This is a genomic window from Allobosea sp. P2_B12, assembly GCF_056404835.1.
Genome location: NZ_JBFUDG010000003.1, coordinates 391,427 through 404,584, shown reverse-complemented (window position 1 = coordinate 404,584; position 13,158 = coordinate 391,427). Strand labels below are relative to the sequence as shown.

At 66.6% G+C, this 13,158-nt stretch carries 11 protein-coding genes; 7 read left to right on the top strand and 4 right to left on the bottom strand.

The window, feature by feature from the left end:
- The first annotated feature begins 43 nt into the window (after positions 1–43).
- The 5 genes from ptsP to AC1DYU_RS10740 all read left to right on the top strand — a co-directional run bounded on the left by ptsP (position 44) and on the right by AC1DYU_RS10740 (position 6,079).
- Positions 44–2,311: a phosphoenolpyruvate--protein phosphotransferase gene (ptsP, locus tag AC1DYU_RS10760; protein ID WP_158485675.1), complete on the top strand. Its 2,268-nt coding sequence runs from the start codon at positions 44–46 to the stop codon at positions 2,309–2,311.
- Between the two features lie 54 nt (positions 2,312–2,365).
- On the top strand, positions 2,366–3,448 hold the full coding sequence (gene prfA, locus AC1DYU_RS10755) for a peptide chain release factor 1 (protein WP_158485676.1): 1,083 nt from the start codon (positions 2,366–2,368) through the stop codon (positions 3,446–3,448).
- Between the two features lie 70 nt (positions 3,449–3,518).
- On the top strand, positions 3,519–3,797 hold the full coding sequence (locus AC1DYU_RS10750) for a hypothetical protein (RefSeq protein ID WP_476791603.1): 279 nt from the start codon (positions 3,519–3,521) through the stop codon (positions 3,795–3,797).
- 20 nt (positions 3,798–3,817) lie between these two features.
- Entirely contained in the window at positions 3,818–4,657 is an 840-nt protein-coding gene (gene prmC, locus AC1DYU_RS10745; protein ID WP_476791602.1) for a peptide chain release factor N(5)-glutamine methyltransferase, read from the top strand.
- A 366-nt stretch (positions 4,658–5,023) separates the two neighbouring features.
- Positions 5,024–6,079, top strand: a complete 1,056-nt coding sequence (locus AC1DYU_RS10740; protein WP_476791601.1) for a DUF4167 domain-containing protein — start codon at positions 5,024–5,026, stop codon at positions 6,077–6,079.
- Positions 6,080–6,142: 63 nt separating this feature from the next.
- On the opposite strand, the gene AC1DYU_RS10735 is transcribed toward AC1DYU_RS10740, so the two are convergent.
- Positions 6,143–6,928: an MOSC domain-containing protein gene (locus tag AC1DYU_RS10735; protein ID WP_476791600.1), complete on the bottom strand. Its 786-nt coding sequence runs from the start codon at positions 6,926–6,928 to the stop codon at positions 6,143–6,145.
- Between the two features lie 82 nt (positions 6,929–7,010).
- Entirely contained in the window at positions 7,011–7,355 is a 345-nt protein-coding gene (locus tag AC1DYU_RS10730) for a DUF2293 domain-containing protein (protein WP_476791599.1), read from the bottom strand.
- 180 nt (positions 7,356–7,535) lie between these two features.
- Between AC1DYU_RS10730 and clpB the strand changes: the two genes are divergently transcribed.
- Entirely contained in the window at positions 7,536–10,157 is a 2,622-nt protein-coding gene (gene clpB, locus AC1DYU_RS10725) for an ATP-dependent chaperone ClpB (protein ID WP_476791598.1), read from the top strand.
- 112 nt (positions 10,158–10,269) lie between these two features.
- On the opposite strand, the gene metW is transcribed toward clpB, so the two are convergent.
- A complete protein-coding gene (metW, locus tag AC1DYU_RS10720; RefSeq protein ID WP_476791597.1) occupies positions 10,270–10,893 on the bottom strand; it encodes a methionine biosynthesis protein MetW in 624 nt (207 codons plus the stop codon).
- A gap of 4 nt (positions 10,894–10,897) precedes the next feature.
- Positions 10,898–12,067: a homoserine O-acetyltransferase MetX gene (gene metX / locus AC1DYU_RS10715; RefSeq protein WP_476791596.1), complete on the bottom strand. Its 1,170-nt coding sequence runs from the start codon at positions 12,065–12,067 to the stop codon at positions 10,898–10,900.
- Between the two features lie 188 nt (positions 12,068–12,255).
- On the opposite strand from metX, the gene AC1DYU_RS10710 reads away from it, so the two are divergent.
- A complete protein-coding gene (locus AC1DYU_RS10710; protein ID WP_476791595.1) occupies positions 12,256–13,092 on the top strand; it encodes a chorismate mutase in 837 nt (278 codons plus the stop codon).
- The last annotated feature ends 66 nt before the right edge of the window (positions 13,093–13,158 follow it).

Below are 13,158 nucleotides of genomic sequence, written 5' to 3'. Positions count from 1 at the left end.
TCGGCCGCGACGGCCGGGGCGGCAGGCGGAGGACGTGAGATCGATGCGAGGCGCTCACGGAGGATCGGGCGTTCTGCTGCGCCGCCTCCGCGAGGTGATGGCGGCGTCGATCAGCCCGCAGGAGCGGCTGGACCGGCTCGTCGTCCTGATCGCCGGCAATCTCGTCGCCGAGGTCTGCTCCGTCTATGTCCTGCGTGAGGATGGCTCGCTCGAACTCTATGCCACCGAAGGCCTCAACCGCGAGGCCGTCCACCTCACCACCATGCGGGCGGGTGAGGGCCTCGTCGGCCTGATCGCGCGCGAGGCCGAGCCGCTTGCGCTCTCCGACGCGCAAAACCACCCCGCCTTCTCCTACCGTCCCGAGACGGGCGAGGAGATCTACCGCTCCTTCCTCGGCGTTCCGATCCTGCGGGGCGGCGCCGTGATGGGTGTGCTCGTCATCCAGAACCGCGCCTCGCGTCTCTACAGCGAGGAGGAAATCGAGACCCTGCAGACCACCGCCATGATCATGGCGGAGATGATCGCGGCCGGCGGGTTGAAGTCTCTGGTTCAGCCGGGGTCGTCGATCGGCCTCGACCGGCCGATCCATGGCATCGGCGTCTCGCTCGCCGACGGTGTCGGCCTGGGCCATGCCGTGCTGCACGAGCCGCGCGTCGCGATCACCAACCTGATCGCCGAGAACCCCGCCGCCGAGGTGCAGCGGCTTGAGGCCGCCATCGCCCAGATGCGCGCCTCGATCGACGAGCTGATCGAGCGCGGCGACGTCGCGCATATCGGCGAGCATCGCGACGTGCTCGAAACCTTCCGAATGTTCGCCCATGACCAGGGCTGGCTGCGCCGCATGCGCGAGGTCGTGCTGACCGGCCTGACCGCCGAGGCCGCCGTCGAGCGGGTCCAGTCCGACACCCGCGCCAAGATGCTGCGCCAGACGGACCCCTATCTGCGCGAACGCCTGCATGATCTCGACGACCTCGCCAACCGCCTGCTGCGGACGCTGGTCGGCAAGGCCAATGGCGTCGCCCGCGAGGAACTGCCCGAGAATGCCATCCTGATCGCGCGCTCGATGGGCCCGGCCGCGCTGCTGGACTACGACCGCGCCCATCTGCGCGGCCTCGTGCTGGAGGAGGGCGGCCCGACCAGTCACATCGCCATCGTGGCGCGCGCGCTCGGCATTCCTGCCGTCGGCGAGATCGTCAATGCGACCGCGCTGATCCAGTCGGGCGACGCCGTCATCGTCGATGGGCAGGCGGGCGAGGTCCAGATTCGTCCCCAGCCCGACGTCGAGAACGCCTACAAGGACAAGGCGCGGCTGCGGGCCCGCAAGCAGGAGCAGTACCGCAAGCTCAAGAGCCAGCCCGCCGTCACCAAAGACGGCGTGCCGATCGTGCTCCAGATCAATGCCGGCCTTCTCGTCGACATGCCCAATATCGAGGCCACGGCCGCGGCCGGGATCGGCCTGTTCCGGACCGAGCTGCAGTTCATGGTGGCCGAGCATATGCCGACGACCGCCGAGCAGCAGGCGCTTTACGCCGCCGTGCTCGAGCAGGCGCAGGGCCGGCCCGTGACCTTCCGCACACTCGACATCGGCGGCGACAAGGTGCTGCCCTATATGGAGCGCATCGAGGAGGAGAACCCGGCGCTGGGCTGGCGCGCCATCCGCATCGGGCTTGACAGGCCGCGGCTGCTGCGGGCGCAGGTCCGGGCCCTGCTGCGGGCCGGCTCGGGCCGCGACATGAAGATCATGCTGCCGATGATCGCAACCGTGGACGAGTTCCAGCGCGCCCGCACCATCGTCCGGCGCGAGCAGGCGATGCTGGAGAAGCAGGGTCACGTCCCGCCGCTGAGCCTCCAACTGGGCGTGATGGTCGAGGTGCCTTCGCTGCTGTTCGAGTTGCCCGAGATCGTGCGCGAGGCGGATTTCCTTTCGATCGGCACCAATGACCTGATGCAGTTCCTGTTCGCGGCCGATCGCGAGAACAAGCGCGTCGCCGACCGTTTCGACCCGCTGGGCGTCGGCGCGCTGCGGGCGCTGCGAAGCATCGTCGACGCCGCGGCGGAGGCGAAATGCCCGATAACCGTCTGCGGCGAGATGGGTGGCAAGCCGCTGGAGACGATGGTGCTGATCGGCCTGGGCTACCGCGCCTTCTCGATGTCGGCGGCCTCGATCGGCCCGGTCAAGGCCATGCTGCGCGCGCTCGATGCGGGCAAGCTCACCGAGCGGCTCGACTGGATGCTGGCCGCGGGCGAGGGCGCCACCAGCCTGCGTCCACAGCTCGCGGCCTTCGCCGCCGAGTTCAAGGTTCCGGTCTAGCGACGCTCGCGCCGCTGCCCGAACCCTTCGATTTTTACGTTTCCGAGTTTTGTAATGTCTCTTCAGCTTCCGCAGGATCGCCTAGACGCCATCGTGGCCCGCCATGCCGCCGCCTCGGCCGAGATCAACACGGCGACGGAAGCCGTGCGCACCGTCGAACTCGCCAAGGAGCTGTCCGAGCTCGATCCCGTGGTCGCCGCCATCGCGACCTGGCGCCAGGCGCAGACCAGCCTCGCGGAGGCGCAGGCGCTGATCGATGATCCCGCGACCGACGCCGATTTCCGCGAGCTCGCCTATGAGGAGCGCGAGGCCGCCCGTGTCGAAATCGACGCCCGCGCCCGCGAGATCCTGATCGCGCTGCTGCCCCGGGATGCCGCCGATGAACGCGGCGTCATCCTCGAAATCAGGGCGGGCACTGGCGGCGATGAGGCGTCGCTCTTTGCCGGCGATCTGCTGCGCATGTACCAGCGCTACGCCGCCCAGAAGAACTGGAGCGTCGATATCCTCTCCGAGAGCGAGGGCACGGTCGGCGGCTTCAAGGAGGTCATCGCCGAAATCGCGGGCAAGGGCGTCTACGCCCGGCTGAAATACGAATCCGGCGTGCATCGCGTCCAGCGCGTGCCCGACACCGAGACGAGCGGACGCATCCACACCTCAGCGGCGACCGTCGCCATGCTGCCGCTGGCCGGCGACGTCGACATTGTCCTCAACGACAGCGAGATCCGAATCGACACGATGCGTGCCGGCGGCGCTGGGGGGCAGCACGTGAACAAGACCGAATCGGCGGTGCGCCTGACCCATATCCCGAGCGGCATCGCCGTCGTCGTGCAGGACGAGCGCTCGCAGCACAAGAATAAGGCCCGCGCCTATGACCTGTTGCGGGCGAAGCTTTATGACATCGAGCGTGGCCGGGTCGATGCCGAACGCTCCGCCGACCGGCGCTCCCAGATCGGCTCCGGCGATCGCTCGGAACGCATCCGCACCTATAATTTCCCGCAGGGGCGCGTCACCGACCACCGCATCAACCTCACGCTCTACAAGCTCGACGAGATGATGCAGGGGCTGGTGCTGGACGACATCATCGACGCCCTGACCGCCGAGCATCAGGCCAGGCTGCTCGCGGACACCATGGGCTGATCCGCGATGAAACCTATTCGCCCCATGCGCGTTGTTCCATCACAGGAAACACGAGAGGGGGAGCCCCACCATGACCAGGATTTTTGCAAGCCTCGCGATGGCCGGATTGATGGCAGGCATGATGGCAATGCCGGTCCAGGCCCAGAGCACGGCCACCAAGGTCGAGCGCTCGATGCAGGGCGGCCTGAAGACCGCGACGTCCGGCCAGCCGGCGAAGCTGCAGGGCGCGATGACGCAGTCCCAGGCGCGCCGCGTCTGCCAGCAGCAGATGGCGGGGACGCGCGAGAGCAAGTCCGCGATCCGCACCAAGATGAAGTTCTGCATCAACGAGCAGATGCAGGGCCGCTAATCCCAAGCGAAGCGGGCGTTGTGTCGACGATTGCCGACACGCGCCGCCAGCTTGCGGAGAGACTGCGCGAGGGCGGCAGCGAAAGCGCCGCCCTCGACGCGCGCGTGCTGATCGAAGGCGTCGTCGGCGAGCGCGATCCCGACCCTTTCGCGACACTCGATGCCGAGGCCGGCGCCCGGCTTGAGGCTTTTGCCCTGCGGCGTCTGGCGGGCGAGTCAGTCTTTCGTATCATCGGCGAGCGCGAGTTCTGGGGGCTACCCTTCACCCTGTCGGCCGCAACGCTGGAGCCGCGACCCGACAGCGAGACCATTGTCGAGGCGGCGCTGGAGAGTCTGGCCGAGCGCCGGCAGGAGCCGTTCTCGCTTCTCGACCTAGGAACCGGCACTGGCTGCCTGCTGATTTCGGTCCTGAGCGAGTGTCATCTCGCGACCGGGCTGGGCATCGACCTCTCACCAGAGGCCTGCGCGACCGCACGCCACAACGCGGTCGTGAACGGCGTGTCCGATCGTGCCGTCTTCCAGCAGGCCTCCTGGACGACAGGTCTCGACCGGCACTTCGATCTGATCCTGTCCAACCCGCCCTATATCCCGAAGGGCGAGATCGCAACGCTCGACGTCTCCGTGCGCGATCATGATCCGGCGCTCGCGCTCGATGGCGGCGATGACGGCCTGGCTCCCTATCGCATCTTCGCCAGGACGCTGCCCGATGTCCTGGCACCGCGCGGGACGGTCGTGCTGGAGATCGGCGCGGGGCAGGAGGCCGATGTGATCGCGCTGATGACGGAGGGCGGCTTTGTCTGGCGTGGTTCCCGCCGCGATCTCGGAGGGCACGCGCGCGCGGTGATTTTTGTTCTGCGCTGAAATAACGCGGTCATTTTGTGCGATTTTGCTTGGAGCAACGTGCAAAAGCCGCTATGCACCATCTCAGCCGAAGCTGGTGTCGTCAGCACGGAGCCGTGGGTCATGCCATCGGCGACCGGTCGTTCCTTCCGGACATGTCCGCGGATCGATGGAACTGACAAGCCGGATTGGATACCGAAGGCGTCGAGGCGCCAATCGGCTCATGGGACTAAAGGTCCCTTTTTGGAAAGAGCGCGTGAAGACCAGGAACGGCGTAACGCCACTTCAGGTCACTCTTACCCGGTGCAGCGCCGCAACCCGCTGTGCACCGGAACGCGCATGATGACTCCACGGTTGCCTTGAGCATAGAGCGCGAGATTCACGCGAATGAGACCAGGTCAGAACCGGCGCATGCGCGGCCGTAACAACAATAATAACAATAGCAACAACAATAGTGGCAACCGGAAAGCGCCAAATCCGCTGCAGCGGAGCTACGAGTCGAACGGTCCGGACGTCAAGGTCCGTGGTACCGCTCAGCACGTCGCGGAAAAATATCTGCAGTTGGCGCGCGATGCTCAATCATCGGGCGATCCGGTCGCTGCCGAGAACTACTTCCAGCATGCCGAGCATTATTATCGGATTCTGCTCGCTGCGCAGGAACAGATGGCCCAGCAGTTCGGCCACAGCTTCCCGCCGAATCGCGCCTTCAACGATGATGGCGAGGACGGCGAGGAAGAGGGCGACGATGACGGCCAGTCGTTCCAGCAGGGCGGCCCGCAGCCCGATATCCGCAACGCCCCGCAAGGCGTGAACGGCAACGGTAACGGCTACAACGGCAATGGCGGGCAGCAGCGCCACGAAGGCGAGGCCGGCGACGGCCAGGCCAATGGCCAGCGCTTCGACCGCCAGCCGCGCAACAATGATCGGCCCAATAACGATCGCCCCAATGGCGACCGCAACAACAACGATCGCAACAACAACCGCCGTTTCGACCGGAATGACCGTCCCGAGCGTCCTCGCTTCGATCGTCCCGAGGGCGGGCAGAACGCGCAGGGCGGATATGCCCCGCGTCCCGATGCGCCGCGCTCGGACATCCCGGTTCCCGGCGAACAGCCCGAGCTTGCGCCGCAGCCGGCCCAGGCCGAACGCCGCTTCGAGCGTCCCGAGCGTGGGCCGCGGCCGGAGCGTCGCCCGCGCCGCGAGGTCGAGGCCGATGCGGACCAGAGCGATGATGTGGCGACCGCGTTGCCATCCTTCCTGACAACGCCGGTGCGTGTGCCGGTCGCGGCCGCGGAGCCCGTTCCCGTTGCGGTCGAGGCAGCCCCCCAGGATGCGCCCGAGGCAGTTTCGACCGAAGGCGCTCCCAAGCGTCCGCGCCGTCGCCGCTCGCCGCGCGAGGTCATGGACGCGCTCGGTTCCGAGACGGACGGCACGCCCGAGTGATCAGCGGCGACGCTGACGACAAGATCAATCAAAGGGGCCCGTGAGGGCCCCTTTTTCTTGGGGCTATACAATGCCGAGCGCGGCCGGCACGTCTTCGATATCGAGTTGCTCGCCCTCCGCCAGTCGGCCACCACTGAGAATCCGGCAGTAGATGCCGCAATCAAAATGGCCGAAGGCGGTCATCAGCGCCTTGGGCAGTTGCAGGTCGCGGGCGCCAGTCTGCGGATCGACATTGGTCGCCGCGCAACGCTCGATCCGCTTGATGACCTGCAGCCTGACGCCCGAAGCGGTTGTCAGTTCGCGGCCGGCCAGATCGAGTTCCGCCCAGGCTTCAAGCCCCTCGACCATGACATTGCCGCGGAAGCGCAGCGGATCGATCGGGAGACCGATGCGCGCTTCGAGATCCGCGACACTGGCGAGGTTGATGATCGAGACGAATCCGGAGCGGGAATCGGTGAAGCGGTAGCCCTTGGGTGCCTGCAGCAGGCGTGGCGTGCCGCGCAGTGCGCCGGGCATGAAGCTCTCGAAGAAGGCGGTGATCCGCTCGCGTCCCTCCGGCGTCGCCGTGCTGGCGCGCAGCATGTCGTTTCCGGCTCCGGCGATGACGAGGTCCCCGCTGGCGTCGTCATAGCGCGTGCGCAACGTCGCCAGCACCTCTTGGCGCATCAGCATCAGGTATTTGATCTTGGGCTGGTGCACCGGCTCCGCCGGGTCGAAACCCGACGGCCCGTTCTCGATCGCAAACAGCCGGTCACCGGGGAAATACGCCCCCTCTTCGAGAACGGTGGCGGTCAGGCGTTCCGGCGAGAGACCCTTGACGGGGTAGCGATAGAGCGAGGCGATGCGCATGGAGAAAATCCGCAAGTCGATCGAAACGGCAGGATAGCGCGAGAGCCAGGCGGGGATCGATCAAATCCTCGCATGGATGCGATCAGCTCCGGGAATTCCGGGTCCGGATCGCTTCTTCTTCCACCTCAGGCAGATCGGCGACCGAGCGCTGGCAGCCCCAGCCGGCGAGCACGGCGTCGGTGTCGTCCACCACGAAGAAGCGCGCCGCCTCGCGGTCATAACCATCGCTCAGCAACTGCTCGTAGTCGGTGTGGACGTGGCGAACATGGCTGCCGAGCGCCAGCCAGAGCGCGGTCGTCGGCGGCAGGTCCTTCATGTGCCGGCGCTCGGCCAAGGCGACCACGGCCTGCGCATCGGCGAGCGGAATGCCAGGCGCCAGCGCCCGGAGCGCCTTGCGGATCGACTGCTGGCGTTGGGTTCCGGCCATGTCGAGAAAGTGGGCCTACGATTTGATGCTCGTCAATGCTTTGCAGGTCGCCGCCCCTTACGTTGCGCAGATGCCACACCTATCTCTGATGGCGAGGGGCGGCCCAGACGGGAGCTCCATCCTGACAAGAGGCAACCGGTTCACGCTGCTACGGGGCGTACCGGTGGGCGGAGTGATGAGATGAACATCGAGAAGTACACCGACAGGGCCAAGGGCTTCCTCCAGGCGGCGCAGACGATCGCGCTGCGCGAAGGCCATCAGCAGTTCACGCCGGAGCATTTGCTCAAGGCGCTGCTCGACGACAACGAAGGCATGGCGGCAGGCCTGATCGACCGCTCGGGTGGCAATGCCAAGCTCGCGCTCCAGTTGACGGACACCGCGCTGGCGAAGCTGCCAAAGGTCAGCGGCGGCGGATCAGGAGGGCTGAACCTGACGCCAGGCCTCGCCCGTGTCTTCGATACGGCCGAGAAGGCCGCCGACAAGGCCGGCGACTCCTTCGTCACGGTCGAGCGGCTGCTGTTGGCGCTCGCGATCGAGAAGGAGACCGAGGCCGGCAAGGCTTTGTCCAAGGCTGGGGTCAATCCGCAGAATCTGAACACGGCCATCGAGGCGATTCGCAAGGGCCGCACGGCCGATTCCGCCAGCGCCGAGCAGAGCTACGACGCACTGAAGAAATACGCCCGCGATCTCACGGCGGCGGCGCGCGAGGGCAAGCTCGACCCGGTGATCGGCCGTGACGAGGAGATCCGCCGCACCATCCAGGTGCTGTCGCGCCGGACCAAGAACAATCCCGTGCTGATCGGCGAGCCCGGCGTCGGCAAGACCGCGATCGCCGAGGGCCTCGCCCTGCGCATCGTCAATGGCGACGTGCCCGAAAGCCTCAAGGACAAGGAGCTGCTCGCGCTCGACATGGGTTCGCTCATCGCCGGCGCGAAATATCGCGGCGAGTTCGAGGAGCGGCTGAAGGCGGTGCTGAACGAGGTCTCCGCTGCCGAGGGCGGCGTCATCCTGTTCATCGACGAGATGCATACGCTGGTCGGCGCCGGCAAGACCGATGGCGCGATGGATGCCTCGAACCTGCTGAAGCCGGCTCTGGCGCGTGGCGACCTGCACTGCGTCGGCGCCACCACGCTCGACGAGTACAGGAAATATGTCGAGAAGGACGCCGCTCTCGCCCGGCGGTTCCAGCCCGTCTTCGTCGACGAGCCCTCGGTCGAGGATACGATCTCGATCCTGCGCGGGTTGAAGGAGAAATACGAGCAGCACCACCGTGTCCGCATCACGGATTCGGCGCTGGTCTCGGCCGCGACGCTGTCGAACCGCTACATCACCGACCGCTTCCTGCCCGACAAGGCCATCGACCTGATGGACGAGGCCTCGGCGCGGCTGCGCATGCAGGTCGATTCCAAGCCCGAGGAGTTGGACTCGATCGACCGCGAGATCGTGCGCCTGCGCATCGAGCAGGAGGCGCTGAAGAAGGAGAGCGACCCGGGTTCGAAGGAGCGGCTGAAGCGGCTCGAATCCGAGCTTGCCGATCTGGAGACCCGCTCGGCCACGATCACCGCGAAATGGAAGGCCGAGAAGGACAAGCTCGGCGCCGCCGCCGAACTGAAGACCAAGCTCGACAATGCCCGCAACGAACTGGCCCAGGCGCAGCGCAAGGGCGAATATCAGCGCGCCGGCGAACTGGCCTATGGCGAGATCCCGCAGCTCGAGAAGACGCTGGCCGAGATCGAGGCCATCGGTGACTCCTCGGGCATGGTCGAGGAGGCCGTCACCGCCGACCATGTCGCGCAGATCGTCAGCCGCTGGACCGGCGTGCCGGTCGACCGGATGCTGCAGGGCGAGAAGGAGAAGCTGCTGCGAATGGAGGAGGTTCTCGCCGCCCGCGTCGTCGGCCAGCGCGAGGCGGTCGAGGCCGTCTCGACGGCTGTCCGGCGGGCTCGTGCGGGTCTTCAGGACCCCAACCGCCCGATCGGCTCCTTCATGTTCCTCGGCCCCACCGGCGTCGGCAAGACCGAGCTGACCAAGGCGCTGGCCTCCTTCATGTTCGACGACGACACCGCGATGGTCCGCCTCGACATGTCCGAATATATGGAGAAGCACTCGGTCGCCCGGCTGATCGGCGCGCCTCCCGGCTACGTCGGCTATGAGGAGGGCGGGGCGCTGACCGAGGCCGTGCGCCGCCGGCCCTATCAGGTCGTGCTCTTCGACGAGGTCGAGAAGGCCCATCCGGACGTCTTCAACGTGCTGCTGCAGGTGCTCGATGACGGGCGCCTGACCGATGGCCAGGGCCGCACCGTCGATTTCCGCAACGTGCTGATCATCATGACCTCGAATCTCGGTTCGGAGTATCTGGTGAACCAGCCCGAGGGGCAGGATTCGGAAGAGGTTCGCGACGAGGTCATGGGCGTGGTCAGGCAGGCCTTCCGGCCGGAATTCCTGAACCGCATCGACGACATCATCCTGTTCCACCGGCTGCGGCGGGAGGATATGGGCGCGATCGTCGACATCCAGATGGCCCGTCTCGCCAAGCTGTTGACCGACCGCAAGATCGTGCTGGAGTTGTCGGACGATGCCCGCCAGTGGCTGGCCGACAAGGGCTACGACCCGGCCTATGGCGCGCGCCCGCTCAAGCGCGCGATCCAGAAGTCGGTTCAGGACCCGCTCGCGGAGTTGATCCTCGCCGGCAAGATCGGCGATGGCGAGACCGTGCCGGTCACGGTCGGTCCGGCGAGCCTAATGCTGGGCGACATCGCGGCGGTGAAAGAGAAGCGCCCGGCGAATGTGGTGTTGAACTGACGCGCCTTGGCTGCGTCATCCTCGGGCGGCGCGCAGCGCCGACCCGGGGATATCGGGCCGGATGAATCTCCGGCAAGAGATGCTCGGGTCAAGCCCGAGCATGACGCCCTCATTATCCCCGCTTCAGCAAAAACACCGCCTGCGCGCCAAAGAGGTTCCAGAACCACCACGGCGCGCTGACGCCGACGCGGCCGCCTGCCGCGTCGAGCGCCACCGCGCGCTCTTTCACAGCGCCGATCGTGTCGCAGAGCGTGACGAAATCGCGGATCGTGCAGAAATGGATATTGGGCGTATCCCACCAAGAATAGGGCAGCGAATCCGTCACCGGCATGCGACCCAGGAAGAAGACTTGGCTGCGCATCCGCCAATGCCCGAAATTCGGGAAGGAGATGATGGCGCGACGACCGATCCGCAGCATCTGCTCCAGTACGAGGCGTGGATCGCGTGTCGCCTGGATCGTCTGGGACAGGATGACGTAATCGAAGGAATCGTCGGGATAGGCGGCAAGGTCGGTATCGGCATCGCCCTGGATCACCGACAGCCCGCGCGCGACGCAGCCCGCCACGCCCTCGCGCGACAACTCGATCCCGCGCGCATCGACATTGCGGCTCTCGGCCAGCAGCGCCAGCAACTGCCCGTCGCCGCAGCCGACATCGAGCACGCGCGACCCCGGCGTCACCATCTCGGCGACGAGCTTCAGGTCGATGCGATTGGTGTGGAGGTCGGGCAGGGTCATGGCGTCAGATCCCCCGCGCCCGTGCCGCCGAGCCGATGAAGCCGCGCGTCGTGGCGAACAGGTTCGGCTCCTCAAGCAGGAAGGCGTCGTGGCCCTTGTCGCTTTCCAACTCGACGAAGGAGACTGAAGCGCCGGCCGCGTTCAGCGCATGCACGATCGCGCGGGAATCCACGGTCGGGAACAGCCAGTCCGAGGTGAAGGAGGCGACGCAGAAGCGTGTCTTCGTGCCCGCGAAGGCCTTGGCCAGCACCCCGTCATGGTCGGCGGCGAGGTCGAAATAATCCATCGCCCGCGTCACGTAGAGATAGGAATTGGCGTCGAAGCGTTCGACGAAGGACAGGCCCTGATAGCGCAGATAGCTCTCGACCTGGAAATCCGCGTCGAAGGAGAAGGTCGGCGCCTCGCGGTCCTGCAGCTTGCGGCCGAATTTGCGGTGCAGCGCCGGCTCCGAGAGATAGGTGATATGCGCGCCCATCCGCGCCACCGAGAGCCCTTTGGAAGGCCGCGTGCCCTCTTCGAGATAGCGCCCGCCGCGCCAGTCCGGATCGGCCATCACCGCCTGCCGGCCGACCTCGTGGAAGGCGATGTTCTGGGCCGAGTGCTTGGCGGCGGTTGCCAGCGGCAGCGCCGAGAACACACGGCTTGGATAGCTCGCAGCCCATTGCAGCACCTGCATCCCGCCCATCGAGCCGCCCGCGACGCAAAACAGCGTCTCGATGCCAAGCGCATCGACGAGGTGCCGCTGTGCCCGCACCATGTCGCGGATCGTCACCATCGGGAAGGAGAGCCCCCAGGGCTTGCCCGTCTCGGGGTTGGTCGAGGCCGGCCCGGTCGTCCCCGTGCAGCCGCCGACGACATTGGCGCAGATCACGAAGAAGCGGTCGGTATCGATCGGCTTGCCCGAGCCGACCATCGCGGTCCACCAGCCATCCTTGCCGGTGATCGGATTGCGGCTCGCGACATGCTGGTCGCCGGTCAGGGCGTGGCAGACCAGGATGGCGTTGGACTTCGCGGCGTTCAAAGTTCCGTAGGTCTGGTAGGCGATCTGCCAGTGATCGAGCGCGACGCCGCAATCCATCAGCAGCGGCGTCTCGGGGCCGAAGCGCACCACCTCGCTGGTGGGTTCGTTGGCTTCCTTCAGCGGATCGGCCAGGCTTGCAGAAAAATCGCTCATTCTTGTCCGCTTCGACGGGATAGTTTGTCTTGCCGGTCAGCTTGTTCGAAAGATCGAACTCTAGCGATGCCGCGACACGCGCCTTCTGTCAACGCGGCGATGCGCCCGGCGGCTTTGCCAAGGGGCGAAGGGAGCGCTAAGAGCCTAGCCCAAATCCTCGGGCTTTTCCTCGCAATCGCGCTGCCATCATGACCGAAGCCGCTCCGACGACCCTTGCCGATCTGCGCGCCGAGATCGACCGCATCGATGCGGAGATGCATGCGCTGCTGATGGAGCGTTCCTCGATCATCGAGACGCTGATCTCGGTGAAGAAGACGCAGGCCTCGGGCTCGGCCTTCCGCCCCGGCCGCGAGGCCGACATGATGAAGCGCCTCGCCTTGCGCCATAAGGGCCTGCTGCCGCTCGACACCATCGAGGGCATCTGGCGCATCATCATCGCGACCTTCACCTATGTGCAGGCGAACTACGCGGTCCATGCCGATGTCTCCGGCGGCGATGCGGCGATGCGCGATTCCGCCCGCTTCCATTTCGGCTTCACCGTGCCCTTCGTCACCCATGAGGATGCGCGCGCCGTCATCCGCGCGGTGGCGGAGTCCGCCGGCGATCTCGGCATCTTCCGGATGGATCAGGGCGCCAGCGCCGGCATCTGGTGGCGCGACCTGATCGGCGCTGACGCGCCCAAGATCATCGCGCGGCTGCCCTTTATCGAGCGCCCGGACCACCCCGCCGGCACACCGGTCTACTGCATCGCCAAGCCCCTGGCCGACGCCGCCATGCGCGAGATCGTGCTCTATGCCGCCCGCGTCGAGCGCTGGTCGGAGCCGTTGCGCGCCGGCCTTGCCCAGCATCTTGCCGAGGTCTCGGCATCGGCGGCCGACGGCTCGCATCTCTCGCTGCTGGTCGCGGCGTCGGGTGAGGTCGACCAGGCCACGATCCGCCGCTCGCTGGAGCCCGCCGGCTTGAGCGACTTCGCCGAGATCGGCAGCCACGCCGCCCGCTTCGCCTTCAAATCCGTCCGTTCGTGAACCGCTTCTGATGTCCTCCTGAACCGCCACCGTCATCCTGGACGTCGCGCAGCGGCGCTCCGGGAT